Here is a 14,226-nt window from a genome sequence, read left to right on the forward strand (position 1 = left end):
GTTCCGGCTTCGAACGTTGATACGGAGGATGGAGGTGAGAAGTGGACCGCGACCGAGACGTGAATGATCAGGACCTGCCGTCGGACGATCAGGATATCGCCGAAGAAGGAAAGAAGAACCAACGTCAGATGGACGAAGTGCCGGCGCCCGGAACCGATCCATTGCACGAGGGGCCTTGATCTCCGAGATAGTCCGCCAGCCGCTTCTGCTCGGTTTCCGTCATAGCGAGGCCGAGTTTGGTGCGCCGCCACAATATGTCCTCGGCGGAGCGGGCAATTTCATGTTCGACGAGATAATTCACCTCTCTCTCGTATAATCCGGCCCCGAAATGCCGCCCGAGATCGGAGCGAGTGGCCGCGTCACCGAGCAGATCGCGAAGCCTGGTGCCGTAGGCGCGGCCGAGCCGTTCGACCAGCGCAGGATCGAGCCCATCGCGCAACTGGTCCAGATAGGCGAGGAAGGGAGGGGTCAGGTCACCCCCTGGAAGTGGCGCCACACGGGTGGACCTGCGCCCTTCCATATCGAGCATGTCGAGCGCCTCCTCGGCAAGCGCCCGTGCTGTCGTGATCTTCCCTCCGAACACGGAGAGCAGCTTTGCACCCGGGTCCTGGTCCAGCTCCAGATGATAGTCGCGCGTGACGGCCTTGGCTTCTGCTGCGCCGTCGTCATGAAGGGCGCGGACGCCGGAATAGCTCCAGACCAGATCGTCCGGCTCGGTTTGCCGGACAAAATAGCGATTGGCGGCATCGCAGAGATAGCGCACTTCTTCGGGGGAAATACATGCGTCGCCAGGGGCGGCAACCTGGATGTCGGTCGTGCCCACGAGGGTGAAATCGCCATAGGGAATGGCGAAGACCACACGTCCATCAGGCTGTTGAAGGATATAGGCATGGTCACCTTCCGAGAGGCGGGGGACGACGATATGGCTACCCTTGATCAGCCTGATCTTGCTCGCGCTGCCTTCCCGCAGCTGCCGTTTCAGGACATCGGCCACCCACGGTCCGGCGGCGTTGACGATGGCCTTGGCGCGGACCTGCCGGCCGTCCGCGAGGAGCGCATGCCAATATTCCCCCTCGCGGCGCGCCGAGACGAATTTCGTACGGGTGGCGATCTCCGCTCCCCGCTCGGCCGCGTCCATGGCGTTCAGGACGACCAATCGAGCATCGTCCACCCAAGCATCCCAGTAGGATAGAAGACGACGCGCGCTGCCATCCTTGAGCGGTTCTCTGAGCGCGCTTTCGTTCCGGCCGACGGAGCGAGCCCAGGACAGGCTGCCCCTCAGCGCCAGCAGATCATAGAGCAGGAGGCCGGCCCGAAGCAGCCACCAGGGCCGCATGCCCTGGGTCTGGGGCAGTACGAAGCGCAAGGGACGGACGATGTGGGGCGCGGTTCGAAGCAATATCTCCCGCTCCTGGAGCGCCTCGCGTACGAGCCGGAACTCATAATATTCGAGATAGCGCAGGCCGCCATGTATCAGCTTCGACGAAGCGGACGACGTGTGGGAGGCGAGATCGTCCTTTTCGACCAGCAGGACTTTGGCCTCCCGAACCGCCGCGTCGCGCGCGATTGCGGCCCCGTTTATGCCGCCGCCAATGACGAGAAGGTCGAAACTGTCCATCCGCTTGCCTGTTAGCCTGATGCGCCGCTACCTAAAAGCATGACCGAACGCGCACTGCTCGTCATCGACGAAGGAACGACCAGCACCCGGGCGATGCTTTTCACACCGGACGGAACCTGTCTGGGTTCGGAGCAGAAGGATATCACCCAAAATTACACGGCGCCCGGCTGGGTCGAGCATGATGCGGAGGAAATCTGGTCACTGAGCCTAGCGTGCGCGCAAGCGATGGTCGCCAAGGCAGGTGGAGCGGGCCGGATCGAAGCGATCGGGATCACCAACCAGCGGGAGACCATCGTCTTCTGGTCCCGGCGGACGGGGAGGGCGCTGGCGCCGGCCATCGTCTGGCAGGACCGTCGCACCGCCAATCTCTGCCGCGATCTCAAGGACAAGGGGCACGAAGCCGAGGTCCAGGCGAGTACCGGTCTGCTCCTCGATCCCTATTTCAGCGCCTCCAAGATCGCATGGGCCCTCGGCACTTGGCCGCAGCTTGAGGAAGCCGGAAACGACTTGTGCATCGGCACCGTCGAAAGCTGGCTCATCCACCGTCTCACCGGCGGGTTGCACGTGAGTGACGCCACCAACGCTTCGCGCACCGCGCTGATGAATATCGGCACTGGCCGATGGGACGCCGCGTTGATGGACCTGTGGCAAGTGCCGGGAACAGCGCTGCCCGAAATCGCGGACTGTGCAGGGCGGTTTGGAGCGACCTCGGCGGACCTGTTCGGGGCTCCGATCCCGATCTGCGGCATGGCCGGCGATCAGCAGGCGGCCGCGATCGGCCAGGCGTGCCTGGCCACGGGGGACACGAAGGCGACCTATGGCACCGGCGCATTCATCCTCACGAATACCGGGTGCGAGTTTCGCCGGTCCGAGCATCGCCTGCTGTCGACCATCGCCTGGCAGCTCGGCGGCGATCGCAATTATGCGCTGGAAGGCTCGGTATTCGTCGCCGGAAGCCTGATCCAATGGCTCAGGGACGATCTTGGATTGCTGGCCTCCTCGAACGAAAGCGAGGCGCTTGCCCGTTCGGTCGCCGACAATGGGGGCGTCTATCTCGTTCCCGCTTTATCGGGACTCGGTGCGCCGCACTGGCAGCCGGACGCAAGGGCGGCGATCTCCGGCCTCAGCTTCGCGTCGAGCAGAGCCCATATCGTCCGTGCGGCACTTGAGGCGATGGCACACCAGACCCGCGATCTGATGGCCGCCTTCGCCTCCGACGGTGCGAATTGGCAAAGTCTGAAGGTGGATGGCGGCATGATCGCCAACGATTGGCTGACCCAGGATCTGGCCGACCTGCTCGACCTGAAGGTCGAAAGGCCGGTGTTCATCGAGACCACCGCGCTGGGTGCGGCGATGCTCGCCGGCGTGGGCAGCGGCATGTTCGGATCGCTCGAGGAGGCCGCGCGAATGCGCGGGCCGGTCGAGCGGTTCGAACCGAAAATGGAGGAAAAAGACAGGGACGTCAGACTGGCGGGTTGGCGAGAAGCGCTGGCTGCGGTCTTGGGATAGGCGATCCCATCCCACCGGTTCAGCGCTATTGCGCTTTCCAACTGTCGTCGATCATCTTGATGATTGCCGAGAAATCCTTGCCGGCACCACCAAGGTCATTGAAGCGCCCATAGAGTTCCTGAGCCAGGGAACCCATCGGCGTGTAGCTGTTGACGCTTCGTGCCGCTTCCATGGCAAGCAGCATATCCTTCAACATGAGGGCCGCGGCAAAGCCGCCTTCATAGTCGCGATCCGCCGGCGTCGTGGGCCCAACGCCGGGTACGGGGCAATAGCTGGTCATGGACCAGCATTGGCCGGACGCCTGACTCGATATATCGAAGAAGGTCTGCGGATCGAGGCCCAGTTTCTGGGCGAGAACGAAAGTCTCGCAGGTCGCGACCATGGATGCCCCGAGCAGCATGTTGTTGCAGATCTTCGCGGCCTGGCCGGCACCGGCGCCGCCGGCATGGATCACGGCCTTCCCCATGATGTCGAGATAGGGTTCAGCCCGGCCGAAAGCTTCCTTGGTGCCGCCGACCATGAAGGTGAGCGTGCCGCTTTCGGCCGCGGCGATGCCGCCCGATACGGGAGCATCGACCATTGCATAGCCTTGGCTCTGCGCGGTAGCGATCACCTCGCGCGCAGTGTCGACGTCGATGGTCGAACAGTCCATCAGGATGGCAGTGGTCGGTGCCGTTCCCAGGATGCTGCCTTGATAGACCTCGCGGACATGTTTTCCGGCGGGAAGCATCGTCACCACCGCCTCCGCTTCGGCGACTGCTTCCGCAGCGGAGGCCGCGCGCAGGCAGCCGTTCCTTTCAGCCCGCGCCAGCGCTTCCTCCGAAAGATCGAAGGCGCGCACGTCATGTCCGGCCTTGGCGAGATTCGTCGCCATGCCGCCGCCCATATTTCCGAGACCTATGAAACCTACCCGTGCCATGTTCAGCGCCCCTTCCAATCCGCTTTACGCTTCTCCACGAAGGCGGCCATGCCCTCCTTCTGGTCTTCAGTGCCGAACAGACCGTGGAACAGGCGACGCTCGAACACTATTCCCTGGGCAAGGCCGGTTTCGAACGCTGCATTGACCATCTCCTTATTGGCAATAGCCGCAAGGGGCCCCATGCGGGCAATGGTTTCAGCAGTCTTCAGCGCCTCCTCGACGAGGCTCTCGAGCGGTACGACACGGGCGACGAGGCCCGAACGCTCGGCTTCCGCGGCATCCATCATCCGTCCGGTCAGGCACATCTCCATGGCCTTGGCCTTGCCGATCGCGCGGGTGAGCCGCTGCGAACCGCCCATGCCGGGCGTGACACCAAGCTTGATTTCGGGCTGACCGAACTGGGCATTTTCGCCGGCGATGATGAAATCCGCCATCATCGCCACCTCGCAGCCGCCGCCGAGCGCATAGCCGGCCACCGCCGCGATCCATGGCTTGCGCGTCGCCGTGACCTTCTCCCATCCGGAAAAGAAATTGGAAGCATACATCGAGGCGAAGCCCTGATCGGACATTTCCTTGATGTCCGCACCGGCCGCGAACGCCTTTTCATTGCCGGTCAGGACGGCGCAACGCTGACTTTCATCGGCATCGAATGCCGCGAAGGCTTGGATCAGTTCGTCGAGCACGCGGCTGTTCAATGCGTTAAGCGCCTTCGGCCGGTTGATCGTGATCAACGTCACGGCGCCACGCGGTTCAACCAGGATCGTCTCATAGGTCATAATGGGGTCCATTCCTCTCCTTGCGGCATCGGCGCGAAGATGGTGTCGATCAAATGTTCGCTGACCGCCTCCGGGGAAGCGGGGTTCCAGCGCGGCTGATTGTCCTTGTCGATCAGCAGGGCACGGACGCCCTCGACGAAGTCGTGGCGTTGCACGATATGCGCGGCCACCGCATATTCCTGCCGCATCTCATCCGCGAAATCCTGCATGCGCGCACCGTCACGAAGCAGCCGCAGCGAGACCTTGCAGGATTGCGGGCTCTTGGCGCGAAGCGTCGTAAGCTCCTTCCGCGCCCAATCCGATTCATCCTGGCCGAGCGCCTCCAATATGAGCTCGAAATCGTCGGCGGCGAACAATCGGTCGATCTGCGCGCGATGGCCGGCGATGCGCGCTTCGGGAGGCTCGATCGCCGCTTCCGCCAGCAAGGCCTCGATGCGATCCGGCTCGCTCGCCAGGCGCTTCTTCAGCCCTTCCAGCGCATCCGACGGAATATAATGGGTCGCAAGCCCCAGATGGAGGCATTCCGCGCCGTCGAGGCGCGCTCCGGTCAGTGCGAGGAATTGCCCGACGCGACCGGGCAAGCGTGACAGATACCAGCCGCCACCAACGTCGGGGAACAGGCCGATCGTCGTCTCCGGCATGGCAAAACGCGTATTTTCGGTGGCGATCCTAAAGCGGCAAGGCTGCGAGATGCCGACGCCGCCACCCATGGTAATGCCGTCCATGAAAGCGATGGTCGGCTTGGCGTAGGTGAAGAGGAGGTGGTTCAGGCGATATTCCTCATGGAAGAATGCGCGCGCCTCGCTTCCGTCGCCGGCACCGCTGCGGGCGATCATCACCACATCGCCGCCGGCGCAGAAGCCGCGACCTTGTGCATGGTCGAGCAGGACGAGTTCAACGGAATCGTCCATCCGCCATTCGAGCAATGCGGCGATCATGGCGGTGCACATGCCCTTGGTGAGAGCGTGGATAGCCTTGGGACGATCAAGCCGGATCCGGCCCGCTCTGCCTTCGATCCGGGTGAGAATCTCGTTCATTGGCGCAGCAGATCCCGGCCGACGATGACGCGCATGATCTGGTTGGTGCCCTCAAGGATCGAATGGACGCGAAGGTCGCGCCAGAAGCGTTCGACCGGATAATCCATCAAATAGCCATAGCCGCCATGAAGCTGCAGCGCGCGGTCCACGACGGAGCTGCCCGTATCGGTCGCCAGCCTTTTGGCCATGGCAGCGAAGCGCGTCTTGTCAGCTGCATTGTCAGACACTTTGGCGGCCGCCACATAGAGGAGCATCCGCGCAGCCTGCAACTCGGTTTCCATGTCCGCCAAGGTGAACTGGGTGGCCTGAAAATCCGCGATCGGTGTCCCGAATTGCTTGCGCTCCTTGGTGTAGGAGATCGCCTCGTCCAGGCAGCGCTGGGCGCCACCGAGCGAACAGGCGCCAATATTGAGACGCCCGCCGTCCAGGCCCATCATGGCGATACGGAAGCCTTCGCCTTCGCTGCCCACAAGATTCTCCGCCGGCACGCGGACCTCGTCGAAATTGACCTGCGCGGTCGGCTGTGAGTGCCAGCCGAGTTTCTTTTCCGGGGCGCCGAAGCTGACGCCCGGCATATCCTTTTCGATGACGAGACAACTGATCCCCTTGGGTCCTTCCTCGCCGGTCCGGACCATGGTCACGTAAAGCTCATTCTCGCCGCCGCCGGAGATGAAGGCTTTGGATCCGCTGACGATATAGGAATCTCCATCCTTCACCGCCCGGGTCTTGAGCGCCGCGGCGTCGGAGCCCGAACCAGGCTCGGTCAGGCAATAGCTTCCGATCCGCTCCATCGTCACCATCGAAGGAAGATATTTCTGCTTCACCGAGGCCGATCCGAACCGGTCGATCATCCAGCTCGCCATATTGTGGATCGATATGAAGGCCGATGTCGAGGGGCAGCCATAGGCCATGGCTTCCATGATCAAGGCGGCTTCCAGCCGGCCGAGGCCGATCCCGCCGGAGTCTTCCGAGACATAGATGGAGCCGAAGCCCAACTCGGCCGCCGCTCGTATCGTGTCGCGCGGGAAAATGTGCTTCTCGTCCCATTCCGCTGCGTGCGGCGTAATCGCGTCGGCGGTGAAGGTTCGGGCCATTTCCTGGATCTGGCGCTGTTCGTCGGTGAGGTCGAATTGGTTCATGTTCTGCCTTCATCGAAAACGGGCGACCGGCAGCCCGTCAATATGTCTAACGTGCCATGCCCTCGGAGTGGAGCGCTGCCCGGACCGCCGGCCTCTCGGCCACGCGGGCCACGAAGGCGGCCAAAGCGGGCCAGCGGCCGAGGTCGATATGGTGGATGCGGCTCCACCGCAATACAACGAACAGATAGCAATCGGCGATGGTGAAGCTTTCACCGGTCAGGAACGGATTGCCCTCCATGCGGCTGGCCACATAATCGAATTTGGCCGCAAGCAGCTCCCGCGCTTCAATTGTCGCTTCCGCGGACCTTTGCGGGTGAAACAATGGGGCGAAGCCCTTGTGCAGCTCCGTGGCGATATAGTTCAGCCATTCGAGCAATTGATAGCGCCGAATGGTCCCGTAAGGCGGGATCAAACCGGCTTCGGGCGCCTGATCGGCGATATATTGAAGGACGACCGCATTCTCGGTGAGCACGATATGATCGTCGAGCGCGAGCGCCGGGACCGAGCCTTTCGGATTGATCACGCGGTAATCCTCCCCCGATTCAAGCCGCTTGCTCTTCAAATCCACCTTCACGAGCTCGATGTCGAGCCCCGCTTCGCGAAAGGCGATATTGGGAGCCTGCGAACAGGCGCCGGGAGAGAAATAGAGCTTCACCGCTTCATTACCCCATGGTCGGGATGACGAACGCATTCTCCCCGGTCGGCGACCCATCGGGCCACCTTTGCGTGATCGTCTTGGTCTTGGTCCAGAATCGAACGCCTTCCATGCCATGCTGATTGATGTCGCCAAAGCCGCTGCGCTTCCAGCCGCCAAAGCTGTGATAGGCGACCGGCACGGGGATAGGCACGTTGATCCCGACCATGCCGACATTGACCCGCGCCGCAAACTCGCGCGCGGCGTGGCCGTTGCGGGTGAAGAGGGCGACGCCATTGCCATATTGATGATCGGAAGGGAGGCGAACCGCTTCTTCGAAGCTGTCGGCGCGGACCATCTGCAGAACGGGACCGAAAATCTCTTCCTGATAGGACCTGAAATGCGGCTTCACGCGATCGAAGAAGGTCGGACCGACGAAAAAGCCTTCCTCATGGCCCTGCAGGCTGAAGCCACGGCCATCGACGACCAGCTCGCCGCCTTCGTCCACGCACATCTGGATATATTGCTCGATTTTCGCCTTGTGGGCTGCGGTGACGACCGGGCCATAATGCGCATCGGCATCGGTCGAGACACCGACGCGAAGCTTTTCGATGGCCGGGACGAGCTTCTCGCGAAGGGCGTCGGCGGTCTTCTCGCCGACCGGCACGACGACCGGCAGTGCCATGCAGCGTTCGCCCGCCGAACCGAAGGCGGCGCCGGCAAGATCGTTCACCACCATATCGAGATCGGCGTCAGGCATGACGATGCCATGATTCTTGGCACCGCCAAAGGCCTGGACGCGCTTTCCGTTCGCCGTGCCGCGGCTGTAGATATATTGGGCGATATCGGAGGATCCGACGAAGCTGATCGCCTTGATATCGTCATGATCGAGAATGGCGTCGACCATTTCCTTGTCGCCATGGACGACCTGAAGGATGCCGTCGGGAAGACCCGCCTCCTTCATCAGTTCCGCGAGGCGCACGGGCACCGAGGGATCGCGCTCGGACGGCTTGAGGATGAAGGCATTGCCGCAGGCGATCGCCACGCCGAACATCCACATCGGTATCATTGCGGGGAAGTTGAACGGCGTGATTCCGGCGACGATGCCGAGCGGCTGGCGCATCGAATAGACGTCGATGCCGGGCCCGGCGCCCTGGGTATATTCGCCCTTCAATGCATGCGGGATGCCGCAGGCGAACTCGATCACATCGAGCCCGCGCTGCACGTCGCCCCTGGCGTCCGCGACCACCTTGCCATGTTCGGAAGCCAGCAGGAGCGCCAGCTCGTCCATATTCTTCTCGACCAGTTCCTTGAACTTGAACAGGACGCGGGCGCGACGCTGCGGATTGGTCGCCGCCCAGTCGGGGACGGCTTCACGCGCGCCGGCAACTGCCTTTTCAAGATCGGCCGCGGTTCCAAAGCCAACCTGCGCCTGAACGCTTCCATTGCTGGGATTGAAGACCTCTCCCTTCCGGGCGCCCGAGGCGACGGCGCCGCCGCCGATGAAATGATCGATATTCCGCATCGCTAAAAATCCTTTCGAGTCGCACGCTGAACCCATGGCCGCTTCCACGCAATGGCTCGACTTGCAGTCGACACCTGCATAAATGCAGGCTGTGAAGCGCAGCCAACAGGGTCAAAGGCGCGCCTTATAGGAGGAATCCGGAAAGCCAATGCACTGGGACGATCTTCGTTTCTTCCTGGCAGTTGCACGGCTCGGCCAATTGTCGCGCGCTTCGGTCGTGCTCGGCGTAGACGCTACCACCGTCGGCCGCAGGATTCGCCGGCTCGAACTCAGGTTGGAGCAGAGGCTGTTCGAGCAGACCCGCGACGGTCACGTGCTGACCGAGGCGGGCGAGCATCTGATGACCAGGGCCGAGGCGATCGAGCAATCGATCAGCGAAGTAGAATCCGGGCCGGCGGGGGATACTCAACTTGCGGGGCTGATCCGGATAAGTGCATCGGAAGGCTTCGGCACCTGGCTCCTTGCCCACCATATCGGCTCCTTCGTCGAGGCCTATCCGGGCATCCGGGTGGATCTGGTCGCCAATAACGGCTTCCTCAGTCCGTCGAAGCGGGAAGCGGATGTCGCGATCCTGCTGGCGCGGCCGCGCACGGGGCCGCTGATCAGCAAGAAAGTGTCGGATTACGTCCTTCGGCCCTATGCCTCCCATGCCTATCTGCAGCGCCACGGACCCATCCGGGACGTCGATGCGCTGCGATCCCATTGTCTCATCGGTTACATACCGGAATTCGTCTACGCGCCCGAACTGCTCTACATGGACGAGATCGCGCCGGACCTGGAGCCGACGATCCGCAGTTCCAGCATCAATGCCCAATACCGGATGGCCGCGGCCGGCGTTGGCGTCGCCGTTCTGCCGTGCTTCATCGGCGACGCCGATCCGTCCCTGGCGCGGATCCTGCCGGAGCTTCACATCAATCGCTCCTTCTGGCTGGTGACCCACCAGCAGACGCGGCAAATGGCCCGCATCCAGGCCTTCGTGGAATGGATCACCGAGCTGAGCAGGCAGCGCCGCGACCGGATGATGGGCAATCTGCGCCAATGCGCGCCGGAGGATGATCGCTGATTCTTCGCCCTGATTTCCGAAGAAACTGGTCTAGCCAAGGCGACGCCAAAATGTCACTTGCTCGCGTGACCGAAAGGAGAAGCCATGAAGCTCGGATCGTTAAAGGGTGGACGCGACGGCAGGCTGGTGGTGGTGAGCCACGACCTCGCCTGGTGTGCAGATGCGGCGCATATCGCGCCCACGCTCCAGGCCGCTCTCGACGATTGGGGGCATGTCGAGCCTCAGCTTCGCCTGCTCGACACCGATCTTTCACACGAAGCGATCCCGCGCGAACGGTTTCATGAGCGCGAAGCGCTGGCGCCCCTGCCGAGGGCTTTCCAGTGGGCGGACGGTTCGGCCTATGTGAACCATGTCGCGCTCGTCCGCCAGGCGCGCGGCGCCGAGATGCCGGACAGCTTCTGGACCGATCCTCTCATGTACCAAGGCGCTTCGGACGAAATGCTGGCGCCGCGTGCACCGATCCCTCTTCCGGACGAAAGCTGGGGCTGCGACCTGGAGGCGGAAGTCGTGGTGGTGACGGGCGATGTCCCCCGCGGCACGACGAGAACGGAGGCACTGGACCGGATTCTTCTGGTCGGGCTGGTCAACGACGTGTCGCTCCGCAACCTCATCCCGGCCGAGCTCGCCAAGGGCTTCGGCTTCCTGCAGTCGAAACCGGCATCGGCCCTGTCGCCGGTATTCGTCACCCCGGACGAGCTGGGAGAGCGCTGGCGGGATGGGAAGCTTCACGGTCCGTTGAAAGTCGATATCAACGGTAAGCCGTTCGGAAGGGCCGACGCCGGGATCGACATGACTTTCGACTTCGGAACCCTGGTCGCCCACCTCGCCAAAACCCGCAATCTGGGAGCCGGATCGATCGTCGGTTCCGGTACCGTTTCCAATCGTGACGAAGATGGCGGGCCGGGCCGGCCGATCGACCAGGGTGGCCTGGGCTATAGCTGCATCGCCGAGATCAGAACCATCGAAACGATTCAAGGCGGCAAGGCCAAGACCGAGTTTCTGCGGCGGGACGATCAGGTGCGAATCTGGATGGATGATGAAGACGGCCATCCGATATTCGGCCTCATCGAACAAATCGTGGCGGCCGCCTGAATCGGAATCGAGCCTATCGAGGCGCCCAGGGAAAATAGCCTCTCGGGCGATCAGGCACCGGGCACGTCGCCGACAGCGTACAGACTTTCGTCATCCATTCGATCCGACGATCGTGCGATAGATTCTGGCTCCCGGTCCTGCATGCCTGTCGTGGAGAGCGACAGACCGACGACAAGCGCCATTGTCGCGGCCGCGGCCGCAACCAGACCGACCGGCCCCCGCAATCGCGCGGAGCCCCGCTTGAACCGGAACCCAAGCTGGAGGTCATTGCCTCGCCGCCACAGCAGATGCGAGGCCACCATCAGCAATGCGGCGATGCTGGCCCAGTAAAGACGGAACCACCATGCGCCATCCTGTTCGATCCTGAACCCATTATGAGTTTCCGAAGGAACCTGACCATAGACGATCAGGTCGTGCCCGAAGCCGGTATCGGCCGCGACGATCCGCGTCAGGATGCAGAGGATCATGACCGCCCAGCCGACATATTTGTTCGGCGAGACGGACTGGACGAACACCGCCAGGATGGCGATCAAGGTCACGTCGAACGCACCCGGCAACAGATAGAGCCATAGATAGGCCGATGGCTCTATTCCTTCGTCGCCCTTCAGGAGCTGGGCGAGCAGTCCGGCCAAAGCACTGGCGGCCAGGATTGCCGCAAGCACGACGCCCATGGCCACAGTCTTGGGGGCAGCATAAGCCCAATCCGGCAGGGGCGTTGCATCGATCATCTCATGCACCCGGCTGTCTCGCTCACGCCACACCAATTCTCCGCTGAAATAAATCGCGATGATCAGCGAGACCAAGGTAAAGGCGCGCCTTACGGCGGCGATCGATGCGTCCGTGGCGGGGCCGCCTTCATTGACGACATTCCAGACGCTGAGGGACGCATTGGCGAGGCCCAGGGCGATCAGCACGAGGAAGGCGGGATTCTTCACCATCTGCCATATTTCCAGCGCCGCGCGCGCCCGAAATTGACCCCATGCTGTCGCGGCATCGAAACAGCCGGAGGGAAGGGGCCCCGAATATGGGCTTCCGATCGGACCGGCGGATGGCAGGGATATTCGCTTGCGCCGGGCGTGGCCGGCGCCGATCGGGCTGGCGAAGCTGAACCGCCGATAAGCCGCGGCAAGGCAGAATATGGACAAAGATGCCCAGAAGAGCCGGTTGCCGAGCAGCGGACCAGTCAGGTTCGGCAGATCCTGGTTGCGTCGTGCAATGGCCCAGTCCGTCGTCATTTCCAGGAAGGCGCCGAAACCGAACGGCTCGGCAATGCCGATCATCGATCGAAATTCCGGCATCTTCGAATAAAGGCTTGCCGCAACCAATATCGGGATCATCAAGCCGATCACGCCGAGATAGGTCGCCATCAACGAACGCGTCATGATCGCCAACGTGAGGTAGATACTGGCCGTGAAGAGGATGCCGGGGGCGGCGAGGATGACATAAGCAAAGAAATAGGCATCGGCGCGAGCGGGCCCCAAAGCCTGCGGATCGAGCCACGGCATAAGCGAGCCGAGCCACATCCCCAGCGGCACCGAACCGAAAGCCACGATCGCGGCGAGCGAGGCCCCGGCGAAGCGGCCCATCAGATAATCGAACTTGCTCACCCTCGTCGACCAGATGATCGGACGAAAGCCCGTCTCGTCATCACGAACGACGACGCTGGCGATGAAGGCTGGGGTAACGATCATATAGAAGATCGAAATGACCAGATGCTGCTCGACGATCCGGAACGGACTGTTCAAAAGGACAGGGCTTCCCGTTCCGAGCGTGATGGCGTCGCTTGCAGTCGCTCCGAAGGCGAACAGGAAGAACAGCCCCGCCGCAACCCAGAATAATGGCGCGCGCCGCTGCAGCTTGAACTCGAATGCCAGGATTTGGAGCAACATCACTCGGTTTCGATCTGGCGCGTCTGGGGCGCCAGTGTCGAGAAATAGACCGCCTCCAACCCGCCGTCGGCCGGGATGAAGCCATTGCCGGGATGATCGTCGGACAGGATCTGGACGATCGTCCGTCCGGCCAGGAGCCGCGTGGAAATGAGATCGTAGCGTGCCCTAGCCTCGTCGAGTTCGGAGCGATCGATGACCTTCATCCAGATCCGACCCTTGGTCTCGCGTATGAGTTCGCCTGGCGCGCCTTCCAGCCGTATTCGGCCTTCCGACAGGACCGCCATGCGCGAGCAAAGATGCGAAACATCCTCGACGATATGGGTGGAAAGCAGGACGATAACATTTTCGCCAATCTCTGCGAGGAGGTTCAGAAAGCGGTTGCGCTGCTCCGGGTCCAAGCCGGCGGTCGGTTCGTCCACGATGATGAGGTCGGGGTTGCCGACCAGCGCCTGGGCAATGCCGAAGCGTTGCCGCATTCCACCGGAAAAGCTCGTGAGGAGCTGATCCCTCGCCGGCCAGAGATTGACTTGGTCGAGCAGCCTTTCGACGGTCGCGCGGCGGTCCTTGGCCGAGACGATACCCTTCAAGATCGTGATATGTTCCAGCATTTCATAAGCGGATATGCGCGGATAGACGCCGAAATCCTGCGGGAGATAACCAAGCCGCCGCCGAAGCCGTTGCGGCTCCGCCAATATGTCGATCTCGTCGAAATGGATCTCGCCTCGTGTCGGTACCTGCAGCCCCGCTATAGCCCGCATCAAGGTCGACTTGCCTGCGCCGTTCGGCCCGAGCAGGCCGTATATCCCCCGTTGGACCGACAAACTCACCCCATCGATCGCACGGGTTCCGTCGGGATAGACGTGGCTGACGTTCCTCAGTTCCAGCATCGCAGCCCTCGCATAGAGCCAATCGAAATTCGCTCGCGCATATCGCCGCCGCATCTCGCCCCAGCGGCCGACGATAGGGGTGCAAGGGGCTTGCGGCCGTCTTTTGGTCGGTTAAGAGACAGGATGAATGATAGGATC

General features: G+C 62.4%; 12 protein-coding genes. 3 read left to right on the forward strand and 9 right to left on the reverse strand.

Going from position 1 to position 14,226, the window contains the following annotated elements; translation table 11 throughout:
* Positions 1 to 124 precede the first annotated feature (124 nt).
* Positions 125 to 1,618 (reverse strand): glycerol-3-phosphate dehydrogenase, encoded by a 1,494-nt coding sequence (glpD, locus tag RQX22_RS00375; RefSeq protein WP_315722607.1) that lies wholly within the window; start codon positions 1,616 to 1,618, stop codon positions 125 to 127.
* A 39-nt stretch (positions 1,619 to 1,657) separates the two neighbouring features.
* On the opposite strand from glpD, the gene glpK reads away from it, so the two are divergent.
* Positions 1,658 to 3,127 (forward strand): glycerol kinase GlpK, encoded by a 1,470-nt coding sequence (glpK, locus tag RQX22_RS00380; protein WP_315722609.1) that lies wholly within the window; start codon positions 1,658 to 1,660, stop codon positions 3,125 to 3,127.
* Between the two features lie 25 nt (positions 3,128 to 3,152).
* Here glpK and mmsB read toward each other — a convergent pair whose 3' ends face one another.
* Genes mmsB through RQX22_RS00410 form a run of 6 tightly spaced genes read right to left on the reverse strand, consistent with a single transcriptional unit; the run spans position 3,153 to position 9,157 of the window.
* Positions 3,153 to 4,046 (reverse strand): 3-hydroxyisobutyrate dehydrogenase, encoded by an 894-nt coding sequence (gene mmsB / locus RQX22_RS00385; protein ID WP_315722611.1) that lies wholly within the window; start codon positions 4,044 to 4,046, stop codon positions 3,153 to 3,155.
* Between the two features lie 2 nt (positions 4,047 to 4,048).
* Positions 4,049 to 4,822, reverse strand: a complete 774-nt coding sequence (locus tag RQX22_RS00390) for an enoyl-CoA hydratase (protein ID WP_315723494.1) — start codon at positions 4,820 to 4,822, stop codon at positions 4,049 to 4,051.
* On the reverse strand, positions 4,819 to 5,859 hold the full coding sequence (locus RQX22_RS00395) for an enoyl-CoA hydratase/isomerase family protein (protein WP_315722613.1): 1,041 nt from the start codon (positions 5,857 to 5,859) through the stop codon (positions 4,819 to 4,821). Before RQX22_RS00395 ends, RQX22_RS00390 begins: the two co-directional genes overlap by 4 nt.
* Positions 5,856 to 6,998 carry an acyl-CoA dehydrogenase family protein gene (locus tag RQX22_RS00400; protein ID WP_315722615.1) on the reverse strand — a complete coding sequence of 381 codons (1,143 nt, stop codon included), beginning with the start codon at positions 6,996 to 6,998 and terminating at the stop codon, positions 5,856 to 5,858. Before RQX22_RS00400 ends, RQX22_RS00395 begins: the two co-directional genes overlap by 4 nt.
* Before the next feature lie 46 nt (positions 6,999 to 7,044).
* On the reverse strand, positions 7,045 to 7,689 hold the full coding sequence (gstA, locus tag RQX22_RS00405) for a glutathione transferase GstA (protein WP_315722617.1): 645 nt from the start codon (positions 7,687 to 7,689) through the stop codon (positions 7,045 to 7,047).
* On the reverse strand, positions 7,661 to 9,157 hold the full coding sequence (locus RQX22_RS00410; RefSeq protein ID WP_315722619.1) for a CoA-acylating methylmalonate-semialdehyde dehydrogenase: 1,497 nt from the start codon (positions 9,155 to 9,157) through the stop codon (positions 7,661 to 7,663). Before RQX22_RS00410 ends, gstA begins: the two co-directional genes overlap by 29 nt.
* Positions 9,158 to 9,305: 148 nt before the next feature.
* Here RQX22_RS00410 and RQX22_RS00415 point away from each other — a divergent pair, with 148 nt between their 5' ends.
* Complete coding sequence (locus RQX22_RS00415) at positions 9,306 to 10,220, forward strand: LysR family transcriptional regulator (RefSeq protein ID WP_315722621.1); 915 nt, start codon at positions 9,306 to 9,308, stop codon at positions 10,218 to 10,220.
* Positions 10,221 to 10,304: 84 nt separating this feature from the next.
* Positions 10,305 to 11,312, forward strand: coding sequence for a fumarylacetoacetate hydrolase family protein (locus tag RQX22_RS00420; RefSeq protein ID WP_315722623.1), 1,008 nt, complete (start codon positions 10,305 to 10,307; stop codon positions 11,310 to 11,312).
* A 50-nt stretch (positions 11,313 to 11,362) separates the two neighbouring features.
* On the opposite strand, the gene RQX22_RS00425 is transcribed toward RQX22_RS00420, so the two are convergent.
* Positions 11,363 to 13,201 carry a hypothetical protein gene (locus RQX22_RS00425; RefSeq protein ID WP_315722624.1) on the reverse strand — a complete coding sequence of 613 codons (1,839 nt, stop codon included), beginning with the start codon at positions 13,199 to 13,201 and terminating at the stop codon, positions 11,363 to 11,365.
* The gene (locus RQX22_RS00430) at positions 13,201 to 14,088 is read right to left on the reverse strand and encodes an ABC transporter ATP-binding protein (RefSeq protein WP_315722626.1); all 888 of its coding nucleotides are present in this window, start codon (positions 14,086 to 14,088) and stop codon (positions 13,201 to 13,203) included. The genes RQX22_RS00425 and RQX22_RS00430 overlap by 1 nt, the downstream gene beginning before the upstream one ends.
* Between the last annotated feature and the right edge of the window lie 138 nt (positions 14,089 to 14,226).

Source organism: Sphingosinicella rhizophila, assembly GCF_032378825.1.
GTDB classification, from domain to species: domain Bacteria; phylum Pseudomonadota; class Alphaproteobacteria; order Sphingomonadales; family Sphingomonadaceae; genus Allosphingosinicella; species Allosphingosinicella rhizophila.

Excerpts from the sequence above, each read along its gene's own strand:
- RQX22_RS00425 (WP_315722624.1), bottom strand. The coding sequence starts at position 13,201 with ATGTTGCTCCAAATCCTGGCATTCGAGTTCAAGCTGCAGCGGCGCGCG.
- RQX22_RS00400 (WP_315722615.1), bottom strand. The coding sequence starts at position 6,998 with ATGAACCAATTCGACCTCACCGACGAACAGCGCCAGATCCAGGAAATG.
- glpD (WP_315722607.1), bottom strand. The coding sequence starts at position 1,618 with ATGGACAGTTTCGACCTTCTCGTCATTGGCGGCGGCATAAACGGGGCC.
- mmsB (WP_315722611.1), bottom strand. The coding sequence starts at position 4,046 with ATGGCACGGGTAGGTTTCATAGGTCTCGGAAATATGGGCGGCGGCATG.
- RQX22_RS00390 (WP_315723494.1), bottom strand. The coding sequence starts at position 4,822 with ATGACCTATGAGACGATCCTGGTTGAACCGCGTGGCGCCGTGACGTTG.
- RQX22_RS00420 (WP_315722623.1), top strand. The coding sequence starts at position 10,305 with ATGAAGCTCGGATCGTTAAAGGGTGGACGCGACGGCAGGCTGGTGGTG.
- RQX22_RS00415 (WP_315722621.1), top strand. The coding sequence starts at position 9,306 with ATGCACTGGGACGATCTTCGTTTCTTCCTGGCAGTTGCACGGCTCGGC.
- RQX22_RS00395 (WP_315722613.1), bottom strand. The coding sequence starts at position 5,859 with ATGAACGAGATTCTCACCCGGATCGAAGGCAGAGCGGGCCGGATCCGG.
- glpK (WP_315722609.1), top strand. The coding sequence starts at position 1,658 with ATGACCGAACGCGCACTGCTCGTCATCGACGAAGGAACGACCAGCACC.
- gstA (WP_315722617.1), bottom strand. The coding sequence starts at position 7,689 with ATGCGTTCGTCATCCCGACCATGGGGTAATGAAGCGGTGAAGCTCTAT.
- RQX22_RS00430 (WP_315722626.1), bottom strand. The coding sequence starts at position 14,088 with ATGCTGGAACTGAGGAACGTCAGCCACGTCTATCCCGACGGAACCCGT.
- RQX22_RS00410 (WP_315722619.1), bottom strand. The coding sequence starts at position 9,157 with ATGCGGAATATCGATCATTTCATCGGCGGCGGCGCCGTCGCCTCGGGC.